Annotated in this window: 12 protein-coding genes; 7 read left to right on the forward strand and 5 right to left on the reverse strand. The window is 34.0% G+C overall.

The genetic code is table 11. The features are described from left to right. Positions 1-138 precede the first annotated feature (138 nt). On the forward strand, positions 139-1,842 hold the full coding sequence (locus QX565_RS12040) for a SulP family inorganic anion transporter (RefSeq protein WP_289292863.1): 1,704 nt from the start codon (positions 139-141) through the stop codon (positions 1,840-1,842). A gap of 121 nt (positions 1,843-1,963) precedes the next feature. Here QX565_RS12040 and QX565_RS12045 read toward each other — a convergent pair whose 3' ends face one another. Both QX565_RS12045 and QX565_RS12050 read right to left on the reverse strand, forming a co-directional pair. After that, positions 1,964-2,737, reverse strand: a complete 774-nt coding sequence (locus tag QX565_RS12045; protein ID WP_289292864.1) for a radical SAM protein — start codon at positions 2,735-2,737, stop codon at positions 1,964-1,966. Between the two features lie 62 nt (positions 2,738-2,799). Further along, positions 2,800-4,830 carry a helix-hairpin-helix domain-containing protein gene (locus QX565_RS12050; protein ID WP_289292865.1) on the reverse strand — a complete coding sequence of 677 codons (2,031 nt, stop codon included), beginning with the start codon at positions 4,828-4,830 and terminating at the stop codon, positions 2,800-2,802. A gap of 95 nt (positions 4,831-4,925) precedes the next feature. On the opposite strand from QX565_RS12050, the gene QX565_RS12055 reads away from it, so the two are divergent. Then, complete coding sequence (locus QX565_RS12055; RefSeq protein WP_289292866.1) at positions 4,926-5,531, forward strand: DUF4294 domain-containing protein; 606 nt, start codon at positions 4,926-4,928, stop codon at positions 5,529-5,531. A 79-nt stretch (positions 5,532-5,610) separates the two neighbouring features. Here QX565_RS12055 and QX565_RS12060 read toward each other — a convergent pair whose 3' ends face one another. After that, the gene (locus QX565_RS12060; protein WP_044094798.1) at positions 5,611-6,150 is read right to left on the reverse strand and encodes an RNA methyltransferase; all 540 of its coding nucleotides are present in this window, start codon (positions 6,148-6,150) and stop codon (positions 5,611-5,613) included. A gap of 467 nt (positions 6,151-6,617) precedes the next feature. On the opposite strand from QX565_RS12060, the gene nadA reads away from it, so the two are divergent. After that, positions 6,618-7,556, forward strand: a complete 939-nt coding sequence (nadA, locus tag QX565_RS12065) for a quinolinate synthase NadA (RefSeq protein ID WP_007483044.1) — start codon at positions 6,618-6,620, stop codon at positions 7,554-7,556. Positions 7,557-7,611: 55 nt separating this feature from the next. Here the strand turns inward: nadA and porZ are convergent, their stop codons facing one another. Next, on the reverse strand, positions 7,612-9,924 hold the full coding sequence (gene porZ / locus QX565_RS12070; RefSeq protein WP_289292867.1) for a type IX secretion system anionic LPS delivery protein PorZ: 2,313 nt from the start codon (positions 9,922-9,924) through the stop codon (positions 7,612-7,614). 3 nt (positions 9,925-9,927) lie between these two features. Continuing rightward, positions 9,928-10,518, reverse strand: coding sequence for a non-canonical purine NTP diphosphatase (locus QX565_RS12075; RefSeq protein WP_289292868.1), 591 nt, complete (start codon positions 10,516-10,518; stop codon positions 9,928-9,930). Between the two features lie 42 nt (positions 10,519-10,560). On the opposite strand from QX565_RS12075, the gene QX565_RS12080 reads away from it, so the two are divergent. The 4 genes from QX565_RS12080 to QX565_RS12095 form a co-directional block, all read left to right on the forward strand. Continuing rightward, a complete protein-coding gene (locus tag QX565_RS12080; protein WP_289292869.1) occupies positions 10,561-12,090 on the forward strand; it encodes a phosphoethanolamine transferase in 1,530 nt (509 codons plus the stop codon). 2 nt (positions 12,091-12,092) lie between these two features. After that, the gene (locus QX565_RS12085) at positions 12,093-13,091 is read left to right on the forward strand and encodes an acyltransferase family protein (protein WP_289292870.1); all 999 of its coding nucleotides are present in this window, start codon (positions 12,093-12,095) and stop codon (positions 13,089-13,091) included. A gap of 132 nt (positions 13,092-13,223) precedes the next feature. Beyond that, positions 13,224-14,294: an acyltransferase family protein gene (locus QX565_RS12090; protein WP_289292871.1), complete on the forward strand. Its 1,071-nt coding sequence runs from the start codon at positions 13,224-13,226 to the stop codon at positions 14,292-14,294. A 179-nt stretch (positions 14,295-14,473) separates the two neighbouring features. Next, on the forward strand, positions 14,474-15,544 hold a 1,071-nt coding region (locus QX565_RS12095; protein ID WP_289292872.1), incomplete at its 3' end, for a tail fiber domain-containing protein.

Here is a 15,544-nt window from a genome sequence, read left to right on the forward strand (position 1 = left end):
AAATTTATCATTTACAAATAATATGCTCAAAAACATGTTATTAGATTTATTTTATGTAATTTTGCAATCCTTATTTAGCAAAATCAATAAAATCACATCGTAAATCTATATATGCACTAATTATATTGTATCGTTAAAATGAAAGTCTTAGAATTCAAACCCAAGCTGTTTTCTACACTCAAAAATTACTCGAAAGAAACATTTACAGCCGATCTCATGGCCGGGATTATTGTTGGTATTGTAGCCCTCCCATTAGCCATTGCATTTGGTATTGCCTCCGGTGTATCTCCCGAAAAAGGTATTATCACTGCTATCATTGCAGGATTTATCATTTCACTATTGGGTGGTAGTAAAGTACAGATAGGTGGTCCAACAGGAGCATTTATCGTTATTATCTATGGTATTATCCAACAATATGGAGAAGCAGGACTCATCGTAGCCACTCTAATGGCAGGTGTAATGCTCATTCTATTAGGTGTATTCAAGTTGGGAGCAGTCATTAAATTTATTCCTTATCCCATCATTGTAGGTTTCACAAGTGGTATTGCCGTAACCATTTTCACTACACAAATAGCTGACATTTTCGGACTGACTTTCGGAAATGAAAAAGTTCCGGGAGATTTTGTAGGAAAATGGATGATTTATTTCCGTCATTTTGACACAATTAACTGGTGGAATACTATCGTAAGTATTATAAGTGTTATAATTATTGCTGTTACTCCAAAGTTTTCAAAAAAGATACCGGGGTCTCTGATTGCGATTGTTGTAGTGACAATTGCTGTATACCTCATGAAAATTTATGGAGGAATTGATTGTATCGATACAATTGGTGATCGTTTTACTATTAAATCCGAATTACCCGATGCCGTTGTTCCTGCACTGAACTGGGAAGCCATTAAAAACCTGTTCCCGGTAGCTATTACAATTGCTGTATTAGGTGCCATCGAATCATTACTTTCGGCCACAGTAGCCGATGGTGTAATAGGAGACCGTCACGATTCAAATACTGAACTGATAGCTCAGGGTGCAGCCAATGTCATCGCTCCTTTATTTGGAGGTATACCTGCCACAGGTGCTATTGCACGTACTATGACGAATATCAATAATGGTGGAAAAACGCCCGTAGCCGGAATTATTCATGCCGTTGTATTACTGCTTATTTTATTATTCCTGATGCCATTGGCACAATATATTCCAATGGCATGCCTGGCAGGTGTGCTGGTTATTGTTTCTTATAATATGAGTGGATGGCGCACATTCAAAGCACTGTTGAAAAATCCGAAATCGGATGTCACTGTATTGCTTATTACCTTCTTCCTGACCGTTATTTTTGATCTGACAATTGCTATCGAGGTAGGTTTGATCATTGCTTGTGTACTGTTTATGAAACGTGTCATGGAAACAACCAAAATATCCGTCATCACCGATGAAATAGACCCAAACTCAGAATTGGATATTGCCGTTAGTGAAGAACATCTGATTATTCCGAAAGGAGTTGAAGTATATGAAATCAATGGTCCATACTTCTTTGGTATTGCAACACAGTTTGAGGAAGTAATGGCACAATTGGGAGACCGTCCCACTGTACGCATTATTCGTATGCGTAAAGTTCCGTTCATCGATTCAACCGGTATTCATAACTTATCTAACCTGTGCAGAATGTCTCAAAAAGAAAAAATTACAATTGTACTTTCAGGAGTAAATGACAAAGTACATAAAGTATTGGAGAAATCAGGATTCTATGAATTACTGGGAGAAAAAAATATCTGTCCGAATATCAATGTAGCACTGGAAAGAGCAAAAGATATTATAAGTGTACAAACCGTAAACACAGAGAAGTAAACTCTGGATAGCTTTTAATTTATTAAAATTATATACTTTACTATAATAACATCCCCATGTCTAGTATAGAACATGGGGATGTTGTATTATAAAACATGGGGATGTTTTTCAATTCCTTCTTCTAATAAGAAGCAGATGCAGAAATACCTGCTTCGATAAGTAAAAATAGTATTCTATCTAATTCTTCATGTGTAGCTTTCTGTAAATCATGGTCCGGAGTTTCACGATCAATCGTATAAATCATCACTTGCCGGGGAGCAATCTCCTTTATCATTTCTAACCAGGGTAATACATACTTATCAGAAGTATTATTCACATCTTGTCCCTGATAAGTACCTTTCATAAACATTGTCTGAATAATACAGTTTCCTTTAAAAGCTTTCAGATTATCAATTATCTCTGATACAGAATATTTACCGGCAGGACGGTCAATGAGGTGAATATAATCACTATCCACTGTATCCAGTTTTAAAATATTATTATCTATCCTATTCAATGCTTCGAATACAGCCGGACGATGAATAAACGTTGAATTACTCAATACGCTCACTTTTGCTTTCGGGAAATACTTATCACGAAGAGCCAACGTATCTTCAATAATTTCCGGAAAATAAGGATGTGCCGTAGGTTCACCATTCCCGGCAAAAGTCAGCACATCAGGAAAAGGACCATTAACCAACATATCTTTCAAGCGGGTTTCAAGTGCTTCACGTACTTCCTTACGAGTAGGCAAGGGTTTAGAAGGGCGATGATCTGCATTAAAACCACATTCACAATAGATGCAATCAAATGAACATACCTTTCCGTCGGAAGGTAAAAGATTTATTCCCAAAGATACCCCCAACCGGCGGGAATGAACAGGGCCAAATATAGGGGAAGGATAAATAACAGTCATGATGAGATTTTACAATTTGACGATTTACAATTTACGATTGATAATACTATCATGCAAATATATTAAAACTTCAGGCGTAATTGCATCTGTAAGTCTGCTTTTTTATTATTTCGTATCAAGTCATATCCGGAACCTATTTCATTACGATCATAATACATTGTCTGTCCTAACTTCCCTATAATCATCCAATGTGTATTCAGATCATAGCGCAGATTGATTGCCAGACGTATTCCTTTACCTTGAAACGAAGGAGTGTAAAAAGTATAAAGCAAACCTTTTTCTGCAATGTATACACGGGTATCATAATTATCGGTATGAAAGAAGCTTCCTTGTAGTTCAGCCCTTAGCGGAATACGGGATAAACGGTAAGCTATCATTTGCGTAATCTGATAACCCTGTCCGGCTACTTCCCCTGAAGAATGAAAGTTATTATAATCAACCGTTGTGCGAAGGGAAAACAAATTATCCGGTGAATAGTTCAGCCGGTAACGTAACCGATGATGATACGTTGGCAGGGTAATTTCACCATTCGTTCCGGTCATATCTCTTTCTTTTCGTTTATAACGATAATTCAGATACATAGTAAGTTCTCTTCGAGGAGTAAAGTTCATTTGTAATACTCCATCAACACCCTGCGAAGGTTTACTTATCCTGTACCTCCACCAGGGAAAAGAAAATAAATCTATAGATGCAAAGAATTTCCAATGACGGAAAGGAGATATTTCACCGGAAAGATACCAACCATTTTCATTCTGCACATTACTACCTTCACCAAACGAACGGGCAAACATTGCCCAATAATCATGTGTATAATAACGATGTATTAACAATAAATTGGCCCCTTGTACAGGAGAATACTGCAATTTATTTAAAAGAGCAAATCCATTTTTACCAATAGCCGCTTCTCCCTGAAAAGAAAAACGATGCCAACGATATCCATAATCCAGTCCTACATTATAAAACCTGTTACCATGAATATTATATTTGGAATACTGTCGCAGTTCGGGTTCAAAAGGATGATCAAAAAAGTAGTAAATACCAGTCAATCCCAATTTCAGGTGATTATTTGTATAAGTCATATTTCCACCTGTTAATTGCATTGTGAAAACATTCTTTTTATCAGCCTCCTTCTGACTACGATGTAAACCAGTCTTATAAATAGAAGTTATTTCACCTTCCTCTATCACTCCATCCATACTGCGATGTGAATAAAAAGCAGATAATACCAGATGTTTACTTAGTTCTACAGCAGTAGCTACTCCCCGAAAATAATTATATTCATCCGTAGAAGAATGTTTTCGTATACCTCCGTTCCGGAATGTCAATGAAGAAAGATAAATACTCTTTCCCATAAGAAAATCAGTATTCACTACCAACCCTTGACCAAAGCTTAACCGATAGTTGCCTAAAGCCAGAGTTTTCAACCGTCCTATTTTAGTTATTAACAAGTAATATGAATAGTAATCATAGCCCTGTTTATTATGTAATGCACCAAAAGGTTCACCCGCGTCTTTTTCTCCGGTTATACCGGCATAAACATTCTCACTATACCGAAAGCCATATCGCAGAGAGTGGTACATAGAGGGTCCCAAATAATTTTTTTCATATCCCTTACGTGTATAGAACGGAATATCCAAACGAGTTAACACTTCATGTTTACCATACCTAAGCACATCCTTTAAACGGGGCAAAGACTCTTTCTTATCAACAGGTTGTACACAAACAAAAGGAAGTAAATAATGAATAGTCTGACGATCCATCTCTTCTACCAACTGTAATTCATAAATGGTTTGCATCTGCCCGTGAATATAAACATAAGCCAACAGGTTCTCAATCTGAATATCAGATAGAAAAGGAAGCTGCTCCAACTGTTCTTTGGTAGCGGTATTCAGATTGACAGGTTGCTGAATACGTTCAGAAAGTTCTTCAATCTTATCTTCCCAATTTATCTCTTCACCGTCATCGTTATTAACCGAAATATCCTCAATTACCTCCTCCAGAATATCCACAGAAGGTTTCTGAGCTTTATTAACAGGCATTATCAACAAGAGGTTAATAACTAAAAACAGCCGAAAAAGGCATGTGCTTTTCATTCATTTTTACTTTTGTCAGATGTCGAAGATACTTTAAATAGGTTAACACTACAAGGAATTGAACAAATAATAAAATAATCTTGTAATTTTGCGACATGAATACAAGACCTAACATAGTAATACTTACACTGTTTGCTCTGTTTCTTTCTTTCCAGTCCATTCTGGCACAAGATAAACAAAGCAGAGGAGGATACCTTGTTCCGGTTTGTATTTATGAAGGAGATACCATACCCTGTGTACAACTACCTACCGTTTATATTTTTAAGCCATTAAAGTTTAAAAATGATAAAGAACGCATGGAGTATTACAGGTTGGTAAGAAATGTCAAGAAAGTATATCCCATAGCCCGGGAAATCAACCGTACCATACTCGAAACTTATGAATATCTGCAAACTCTCCCAAACGAAAAAGCACGTCAGAAACACATTAAAAGAGTAGAAAAAGGTCTCAAAGACCAATATACCCCCCGGATGAAAAAACTTTCTTTTGCACAGGGTAAATTGTTAATAAAACTGGTAGACAGACAAAGTAATCAAACCTCTTTTGAATTAGTAAAAGCCTTTATGGGACCCTTCAAAGCAGGTTTCTATCAAACTTTTGCCGCTCTCTTCGGCGCTAGTCTTAAAAAAGAATACGACCCGAATGGTGAAGATAAACTCACCGAACGGGTGGTGATATTGGTGGAAAACGGACAAATTTAAAATAGTGATAAGTGGTTTAGTGATAAGTGATTAGTTCCATGTGGTATATTCGCGCAGCTTACTAATCACTTATCACTACTCACTTATCACTAATTTTTAGCTTCTTAAAGAGGTCCCATATTACAATCCCCGTCGTCACAGATACGTTCAGTGAATGTTTAGTACCATATTGGGGAATTTCTATACAACCATCCGAATGGTTAATAACTTCCTGTTGTACCCCTTTCACTTCATTTCCCATAACGATGGCATATTTTTTTGTCTTATCCAGTTCCAGTTCATCCAGCATGATACTACCTTCAGCCTGTTCCACCGAATAAACAATATATCCTTCATTTTTGAGGTTATCAACAGCTTCAACAGCGTTATTAACATACTTCCAGTTAACTGTAAATTCGGCACCTAAAGCTGTCTTATGCATTTCCGGATGTGGAGGAGTAGCCGTAATCCCACACAGATAAATACATTCAATACGAAATGCATCCGATGTACGGAACACAGAACCAATGTTATGCAAGCTCCGGATATCATCCAGTACTACTACCAAAGGCAGTTTATCCGCTTCTTTAAATTCCTCTGCACTTATCCGGTTCAGCTCGGTTATTTTCAATTTTCGCATGTTCATATCCTTATTATTTCTTAGCTACTGCAAAAGTAATTCTTTTCTGTTAACACACCTGTTTATAACCGTTGAAAACCTGTCAAAACTTAAAGCAAAGATTTTGAAAACTAACTCTTGCATTATTCAGAAGAAGGTATAAGGAAGACTCATAATGAACAATACAAAAAAGTTAATATAAACTTTCAATGCATTCTTAAACATATTTTTCAGCACTTATTACCCTGTTTATATCCATAAAGTTTTTAACTTTGCACTTTATCAACAAGGTGTTAATACAAATTGAGAGATAGCTTATTATCAGCCAATAGCCTCTTTTCAGTCCGTTCATAATATACTGATAACTGTGTATTGGAGACTAATAACTTATCTGACAAGAAAAACAGCTTTTATTTGCTAACACTATTAACAGCCTATTATCACTAACAAGGGATTTTTCTTTAAAAAGGAGAGAAAATAAAATTATTATGAATGAACTCATAAAAGCTATTAACGAGCTGAAAAAAGAAAAGAATGCAGTAATTCTGGGTCACTACTACCAGAAGGGTGAGATACAAGATATCGCCGACTATGTAGGCGACAGTCTGGCATTGGCTCAATGGGCTGCCAAAACAAAAGCGGATATCATTGTGATGTGCGGTGTTCATTTTATGGGTGAAACGGCAAAGGTGCTCTGTCCTGAAAAGAAGGTATTAGTGCCTGATATGAATGCAGGTTGTTCATTGGCCGATAGTTGTCCGGCCGATCAGTTTGCACAGTTTGTCAAAGAGCATCCCGGATATACGGTGATATCCTATGTCAATACAACGGCTGCTGTGAAAGCTGTAACCGATGTAGTGGTAACTTCTACCAATGCAAAGCAAATAGTAGAAAGCTTTCCCAAAGATGAGAAAATAATTTTTGGTCCGGACCGCAATCTTGGAAATTATATCAACTCAGTTACGAACCGGCAGATGTTATTGTGGGATGGTGCCTGTCATGTGCATGAGCAGTTCTCGGTAGAAAAGATTCTGGAGCTGAAAGCACAATATCCTGATGCCATCGTACTTGCGCATCCTGAATGTAAGAGTACAGTATTGAAACTGGCAGACGTTGTGGGTTCTACAGCTGCCTTATTGAAATATGCTGTTAACAGCAGTGAACAACGATTCATAGTAGCTACCGAATCGGGTATTCTTCATGAGATGCAGAAGAAATGCCCGGAAAAGACGTTTATTCCCGCTCCACCGAATGATAGTACCTGTGCATGTAACGAGTGTAGCTTTATGAGACTAAATACGCTGGAGAAGCTCTATGAGTGTCTGAAGAATGAGTCACCGGAAATACTGGTTGATCCGGAAATAGCAGAGAAGGCGGTAAAGCCGATAAAGCGGATGTTGGAGATTTCGGAGAAATTAGGATTATAAAATCAAAAAAAAGAATGGCTTGCTGTTATTAAAGCAAGCCATTCTTTTTTGAGGGTTATTTGATAAATAGTATTTTAGTTGCTATTCCTTCTTTACCATCTGCATCAGCAGCCAATACAAAATAAACCCCTGAAGGAACACGTCTTCCTTGCTGATTCTTTCCATCCCATGTAAATTGTCCACCAACAGAAGTTCCGGCATAAATAAGTTTACCACTTACATTGGTTATTTTTACATCCGTATCCTGCACAAGTCCGGTTACGGTGACGACCCCTGTATAATCAGGTTTTACAGGATTAGGGAATGCATATACATCTTCTTTTTTAAAACTACTTTTTGGTTCTATCGCATCACTCTGATAAGATACCAAACCTTTGCTTGTTCCTATGAAAACCTCTCCTGTATTTGGATTGATAGCAATAGATTCTATACTATTTGATAGTAACGGACTATTTTCTGTCGTAAAATGATGTATAGTTTCCAATCCGTCGGGACTTAATAAATAGACTCCATTGGTTCCTGTTCCTATCCATTTACGGTTTCCTCCATCTATGGCGATGGCATTTATTTCATCATTTTCTAATAAGAAATCCGCCAGATTGGTTCCGTCATTACGGGGAACTTTTATTTGTGTACAATAAAAATCGTCATCAAAGAACTTTGAAGGATTATTAAGAATAATTGGCCCTTGTCCGGTTCCTATCCAAATAACTCCATTTTTGTCTTCCGCAATGCAATTAATACTTTTATGATTAAGAGCTGTACCATCCTGATTGGTAAAGTTACTGACGAATTTATGCTGGTGATCAGAAACATCTTCCAAAGTATTTTTAGTATTAACACAAAATACCCCGTAATTAGCCATCCAGGCCGAAGTAACCCAAAACCATCCTCTTTTGTCAAAAAGAGTATTTTCCAAGTTATTAACGCCGGTAATTTCCGGATAACGTAAACTTACCCATTTTCCGTCTGCTTTTAATATTTTAATTGGATTTTGGACTCCCGTTGCTTTATATCCCCCATAATTAGTCATCCAGAGATTATTATCATTATCAAATTTGAGTCCATTGATACGTATATATACATTACTATTTTTATCTGCTGATTCGAGTGCACTGTTATGCATACTATATTGCTTAACAAATTTCTTATTTCTAAATTCATATAATCCTTCTCCCACTGAAGCGGCAAAATGGTGTTCCGGATCATTAGGGTCTTGTATGACACAACTAATATCTCTATATAATTGATTAGTTACTTCTTTTATACCATCTTCCTGAAAATTATTCCAGGTATTATTTCTTAATTCCATTATAGTACCAGCACGCTCTAGCCGATTTCCTATTTGTCCTCCGCCTGCGATAAGGAGACTTTCGTCTTCAAAAGTCATATAGTAGGTATAATTTCTTTTAGGACTATCCGGAATAATAGATTGTACAGTCTCTTCCAGTTTATTTGATTGTTCATTATATTTGTAACCTACTAATCCGTCATTATAGCGACTGGCCCAATACGTACCATTGTCGTAAGAGAAATGTGATACTCTTAACTGATGATTTAATTTATTATTTTTATCTAAACTCGAAAATATGGCAAGTGAATTACTATTTCCTACTATAAACTTGTCTCCGTAAGTATTCATAAAATTATAATATCCACTGATAAGTTGTGAATAACTATAATCTTCCTTGTTAATAAGATTAATTCCCCATACTATATTTCCTATTAATTCATTATTATAGATTGATAAACAGCTATATATGTTATTTGAAACTTTCTTCCAGTTATTAACATCCAATAAATTATCGGTTAATAGTCCTGTGAATAATCCTTCGGAAGACGCTGCATATATTTTTTTATCATCTACTGCACAGGCATTGATTTTTTTATTTAGAATATATGCATTACTGATTTCTCTTTTCTTCAAATTCAAAACCACAATTCCAAAAGGAGTCGATAAATAAGCATATTCTTTAATAAAATAAATATGATTAATATCTTTGTTCTGTGCCATATTTTTATTCATATAATCTGGTAGATTATATACATCTTCATCATTTACTAATAAGTCTATGTTTGCATTGGAGTATACAATGATCAGTGTCTTATAAGTACTTTGATATGCTATATACGCTATATCAGTATCGCTCAATGGATTCCCTTTCTGATAACGATGAACAGAAGTATCTTCTTTATCATAAGAGAATAGACTACCGTTGCCTAAGGCATAAATCAGATTACCAGCAGGTTCAGAATGCGTCACATTGTGATAGGACAAATAAGTTTGCCAGCTTCCAATAGCATGTTGTGCATATAGTGGCATAGCAGCAAAAAGAGCAACAATGGTATATACTATCTTTTTTTTCATAAGTTAGTTATTATATAAAGAGTGAAGAAATTCACAGAGCTTATTTATAGCTAACGCACGATGACTGATTTTATTTTTTATATCACTCCCAAGTTCGGCAAATGTTTCATTATATCCTTCCGGGATGAAGATAGGATCGTATCCAAATCCTGAATCCCCTCTTTTGGTAATACCTATTTCTCCTTTTATAATTCCTTCAAACAAATATTTATTTCCATCGATAATAAGTGAAATAGCTGTACGAAATTGTGCTTTACGGTTGTTTTTTTCTTTTAAATTATTGAGCAATTTAATCATATTGGCTTCTGAATTATGTCCATCACCGGCATAACGGGCAGAGTATACCCCAGGAGCTCCTTCTAATGCTTCAACCTCAAGCCCGGTATCGTCAGCAAAACAATTCATTCCATAATTCTCATAGATAAACTGAGATTTTAGCAGCGAATTTCCTTCCAGAGTATCAGCTGTTTCCGGAATATCTGTATGACAGTTTATATCATTTAGGCTGAGGAGTTCTATTTGATTGCTTAAAATAGCTGATACTTCTTCTAATTTATGAAGATTATTAGTAGCAAAGACAAGTTTTCTTTTCATTCTGCGTTATATTTAATATATTATATTTCACAAAAATACAGAATGAGAAGGATTTTGAAAACAAATAACGTAAAACTTTGGATTTTAATCGCATTACTTACATTGTTTTATGGATTTGCATTTATTTTTTCAGAGTTTTATGGTTCACCTTTTGGGGGTGTTAAAGACTTTTGCATTCTTGCCATGCAATGGGGAATAGTTGTAATGGGTACCATGGGACTTTTGTATGCTTTAGTTCTGAATAAATACGTATTTGCTGTTTTCTTCCCTTTATTAACAGTTTTGTGTACCCTGCTGACTTATTTCAGATATACCCTGCAAGTTGCATTGACTCCGATGATCATTGATTTAGCTTTGGTAAACGATGCACGTACTTGTTTGGATGTTTTTAGTTTCCAACTTGTTATTTGGCTCATGTTAGCCTTTTGTTTATCTGTTTTTTGTGTTTATTACAGATGGAAATATATAAAAGTAGAAAAATGGTATTTTCATTTATTGGTTGCATTCATGTTAATAATGCTGACTAACGCGTGGATACCCAGATTGGTTCGTCCCGTAACAGAAAGAATACCTTATTCTATTTATTATAATATATGTCGTTATATAGACGAAAAAAAGATTGTTTCAGAAAAAAGAGATACTTTCAACGAATCACAAGCTATATGCCATAGTGATTCTTTGACAGTAATATTTGTATTGGGAGAATCTTTACGCTACGATCATCTTCAGCTGAATGGATACGAACGCAATACAACTCCACTTTTGGCTAAAGATACATCTGTGGTATCTTTTCCTGATATATATACAGAAGCATATTACACACATACTAGTGTTCCCCATATCCTGACTCGTGCCGACAGTATTTATCCTGAAAGAGCCTATAGTGAGCAATCTTTTATAACTCTGTTCAAGCAGGCGGGTTATCGTACTTCCTGGATTGCCAATCAGGAGTCTGTTGATACCTATGTATATTTTATGAATGAATGTGATACATTGATTTATGCTAATAGGGGACAGTCATTATATAAGTTTGATAAATGGCTTGATGGTGATTTAATGCCTTATTATGAGGATGAACTTCAACACGGAAACACAAAGAAATTTATCCTTTTGCATACTATAGGTTCTCATTGGTGGTATAATGCCCGTTTTCCTGATTCTTTTGAACAGTTTAAACCTGTTATTAAAAGTAGAGTTGTTTCCTCCTGCACGCGTGAAGAGATGATAAATTCTTATGATAACACAGTTTTATATACAGATTATGTTATGAGTCGGTTGATTAATGAATTGAAGAAAAAGAAAGCTATTTTATTTTTCCTGTCCGATCATGGTGAAGCTTTGGGTGAAGATGGTTATTATCTCCATGCAGAAGATTATCCTATGTTACATCGTCCGGCATGTTTTGTTTGGTATTCTTCTTCTTATGCTTTAGCGTATCCTGATAAGATTCGCAACTTAAACAAAAATAAAATGAAACACTATAGAACTGATTTTATGTTTCATAGCATATTAGATGCTGCTGATATAGAGAGTGAATACATTAATAAAAAATTTAGTATATTGGAAAATTGATTATGAGGCGTATAGATTGGATAGATTATGGTAAAGTAATAGGAATATATTTGGTAGTATTAGGGCATACCAATTTATTTTTCTCTTTTAAAGATGGTATTTATATATTTCATATGCCTGTATTCTTTTTTATATCAGGATATCTTTTTTCATTCTCACGAAATCCTGTCTATAAAGATTTTGTAAAAAAAAGGTTTAGGCAATTAATTATCCCTTATATATGGATAAACATAATTACCTATTTATTCTGGTTTGTTTTAGGAAGACATTTTGGAGATGATGCTAATGCAAATATTCCATGGTATGATCCGTTAATTGGCGCTTTATTAGGGAATGGAAGTAAATTGATACATGATGTTCCTATCTGGTTTCTTGTATGTTTATTTGTAGTGGAAAATTTGTTTTATTTGTTATTCAAAAGGATAAAACATTTTTGGATTGGATTAATAATTTTTATTATAGTAGCTTATCTTAATTATACGTTTAATCCATATCTCATACCTTTTAGTTTTAATACAGCTATTGTTGCTATGATATTTTATGTATTTGGATATATGATGAAAGAAAAAGAATTCTTTAGAAAGTCCAATGTTTTATATTTGATTATAGCTTTAGGAATTTTAATATGGGCATCCATTTTAAATGGAAGAGTAGAAATGTATAAAAACTTTTATAATAATTATTTTTTGTTTTTATTGGGAGGGACAGCTGGTATAATTTTTATAGTTAATATATGTCTTTATTTATCTTCATGGTTTGGCGATGCTAACTGGATTAAATATCTTTCAAATAATACTATAATCATAAGTGGATTTCATTTAATGACATTTTCTTTTATAAAAGCTGTGATGGTTTATATCTTATCTATTCCTCTCACTGTTTTGGAAGGAAAAATAGGGGTGAATATTCTATTTAGCATTATTAGTATGATTCTTTGTTTGCCTTTGATTTTCTTTATAAATAAGTATTGTCCTTTTATTATAGGTAGAAAATTTAAATAACATCCTAAAAATAGACGTACAGTTTTTAGGATGTTATGAAGATATTGATTATTCTGTTATTAATAATATAATTTTCGAATTTAGATATATATGTGATTCTCATAGATTTCTATAATAAATTAAGTACTATTGATGAAAAAAAATTATTTAATTTCATTTCTTCAAATTTATGGTATTATATTGGTAGTTATTGGACATGCAAATACTACTTGGTCGGATGATAATCCTTTACAGCCATTTAGAGATTGGATCTATAGTTTTCATATGCCATTATTTGTATTTATTTCCGGATATTTATTGCAATATACTTTACAAAAAAAAGAAAATTCTATTAATAATTTAGTTTCAAATAATTGTTTGAATTTTGTATATCAAAAAGCTAAGCGATTGCTATTGCCATATTTATTTATTAGTAGTCTTGTTTTTCTACCTAAAGTTTACCTTAGTCATTATGCATTACATCCAATAGATGGTAATTTTGAAGCATGGGTACATATGCTTATTTATCCATGGGATAATGTTATAAGAATTTATTGGTTTTTGCCAACTTTATTTATAATTACAATAATTAGTGTCTTGATAATATGGTTGTTTGGTAAATGTAATAATTCTAAAAATTTATATTTTGTCATAATAGGATTATTATTGTTGATGATTTACAATCCATTGCGCGGATTTCTTTTGTTTAACTTGGAAGGAGTTATTCATTATTTAGTTTATTTTGTATTAGGAATTTACTATTCTTTATTTCAAAAACAAATTGATAGGGTGTTATGCCTGAAATCTCATATTACACTTATTATTACTTTCTCAATTTCTATACTACTACTTTTATTTCATACTTCTAATCCACCCTATTCCATTCTTCCATCTCATATTTATTTATATTCTACTGTTTATATCATTAAATCCATAAATGGAATCCTAATGAGTATTTCATTAGGATATTTATATATTGAAAAGAAATGGACATTCCTTAATATCTTATATGGTTCTTCTTCAGCTATTTATCTTTTTTCTTGGTTTCCTCAAGTAGCATTTCAGAATTTATTGACAGAATTTATTCCTATTTCATGGCAAATGGCAACCTTTTTGGCAATAGTATCAGGAATATACGTACCTTTTCTTATTTATAAAATACTTTTATATATAAAAAATAGAGGTAAATATGGAAAATATTTGGCTTTACTATTTGGTCAATAATTAGAGAGTTCTATAATTTCATCTATTATTTTCTATGATTAAATTTTTTACAGATAAATCGTAGGTATTATTAAATAATATAAATTGTCGATATGTAATATTGAATAAAATAGTTTTTAATTGCTTTTTAGTTTCATATTGTTTATTTTTATAAAATAAAACTTTAAAAATACACAATTATGAAAACTAACAATGCAATTTTTATCTTAATTATTCTTTTCTTCTGCTGCTCAGCGAGTCATGCACAATTGAAAGTGCTTTCAAATGGTAAAGTTGGAATTGGCACTACTACTCCCAAGTACAGTCTTTTGGATATTGGAAAAACAGGTACTGCCGGTGGATTGACCATTTATAACAGCGCATTGACCAATCCTCTTCTTTTTAAATTATATTCTAATGGAGATTATGGTTATTTGAATTTTGGTGGAGTAGCAAAACAAGGAATAACAATAAATAAGGATGGCGGTATTGGTCTTGGAGCCGATCCTTCCATAGGATTAAATACTCCAGATTATATTAATGTATATACTTACGGGGGAAAAGCCGCATTAATGGCTTATGCAAAGTATTCTCACGATTATGGCGATATAATACGGGTTTACTCATGGCGGGATACTGATATGGCTTATGTTGTAAGAGATGTTCGGAATGGCGGTGGCCCACTTACTTTTTATGTAGCTGGTGACGGAACTGTTTATTCAAAGGGTAGTTTATTGACAGCTTCCGATGAATCTTACAAAGAAAATATAACTTCGATAAACAATAGTTTGAACAAAATAAAGCAAATTCGTGGGGTTACTTATAAACTGAAAGAACAAGTTGAAGAAACAGCACCTACTGCAAATACTCTTCAAAGTGATGTTTCTTCCCGAGATACTTTATCTTCTCAATTTCCTGTACCGGTTGAAATCGTCAATAAGATAAAAGCTGAAAAGAAAAGAAAGAAGGCTGGTTTTATTGCACAGGAATTGGAAGAAATATTCCCGGAAGCTGTTTATACATTACCCAATGGAAAGAAAGCCATTGCTTATTCTGAAATTATTCCTTTATTAGTGGAAGCCATCAAAGAACAGCAGAATGAAATTGACGAATTGAAACAAGCTAAAAGCATTCAAACCCGATCTACTATCAGTGATGCAGACGAACAATCGGATGTAAACTCATTGCTGGATGAAAAGCTGAAAGCCAAACTTTATTCCAATATACCCAATCCTTTTAAGGAGCAGACTACCATTTCTTTCTTTATCCCC

The organism is Bacteroides sp. 41_26, from assembly GCF_949740115.1.
Classification (GTDB): domain Bacteria; phylum Bacteroidota; class Bacteroidia; order Bacteroidales; family Bacteroidaceae; genus Bacteroides; species Bacteroides nordii.

Excerpts from the sequence above, each read along its gene's own strand:
- QX565_RS12060 (WP_044094798.1), bottom strand. The coding sequence starts at position 6,150 with ATGCGAAAATTGAAAATAACCGAGCTGAACCGGATAAGTGCAGAGGAA.
- QX565_RS12055 (WP_289292866.1), top strand. The coding sequence starts at position 4,926 with ATGAATACAAGACCTAACATAGTAATACTTACACTGTTTGCTCTGTTT.
- porZ (WP_289292867.1), bottom strand. The coding sequence starts at position 9,924 with ATGAAAAAAAAGATAGTATATACCATTGTTGCTCTTTTTGCTGCTATG.
- nadA (WP_007483044.1), top strand. The coding sequence starts at position 6,618 with ATGAATGAACTCATAAAAGCTATTAACGAGCTGAAAAAAGAAAAGAAT.
- QX565_RS12085 (WP_289292870.1), top strand. The coding sequence starts at position 12,093 with ATGAGGCGTATAGATTGGATAGATTATGGTAAAGTAATAGGAATATAT.
- QX565_RS12075 (WP_289292868.1), bottom strand. The coding sequence starts at position 10,518 with ATGAAAAGAAAACTTGTCTTTGCTACTAATAATCTTCATAAATTAGAA.
- QX565_RS12050 (WP_289292865.1), bottom strand. The coding sequence starts at position 4,830 with ATGAAAAGCACATGCCTTTTTCGGCTGTTTTTAGTTATTAACCTCTTG.
- QX565_RS12090 (WP_289292871.1), top strand. The coding sequence starts at position 13,224 with ATGAAAAAAAATTATTTAATTTCATTTCTTCAAATTTATGGTATTATA.
- QX565_RS12045 (WP_289292864.1), bottom strand. The coding sequence starts at position 2,737 with ATGACTGTTATTTATCCTTCCCCTATATTTGGCCCTGTTCATTCCCGC.
- QX565_RS12080 (WP_289292869.1), top strand. The coding sequence starts at position 10,561 with ATGAGAAGGATTTTGAAAACAAATAACGTAAAACTTTGGATTTTAATC.
- QX565_RS12040 (WP_289292863.1), top strand. The coding sequence starts at position 139 with ATGAAAGTCTTAGAATTCAAACCCAAGCTGTTTTCTACACTCAAAAAT.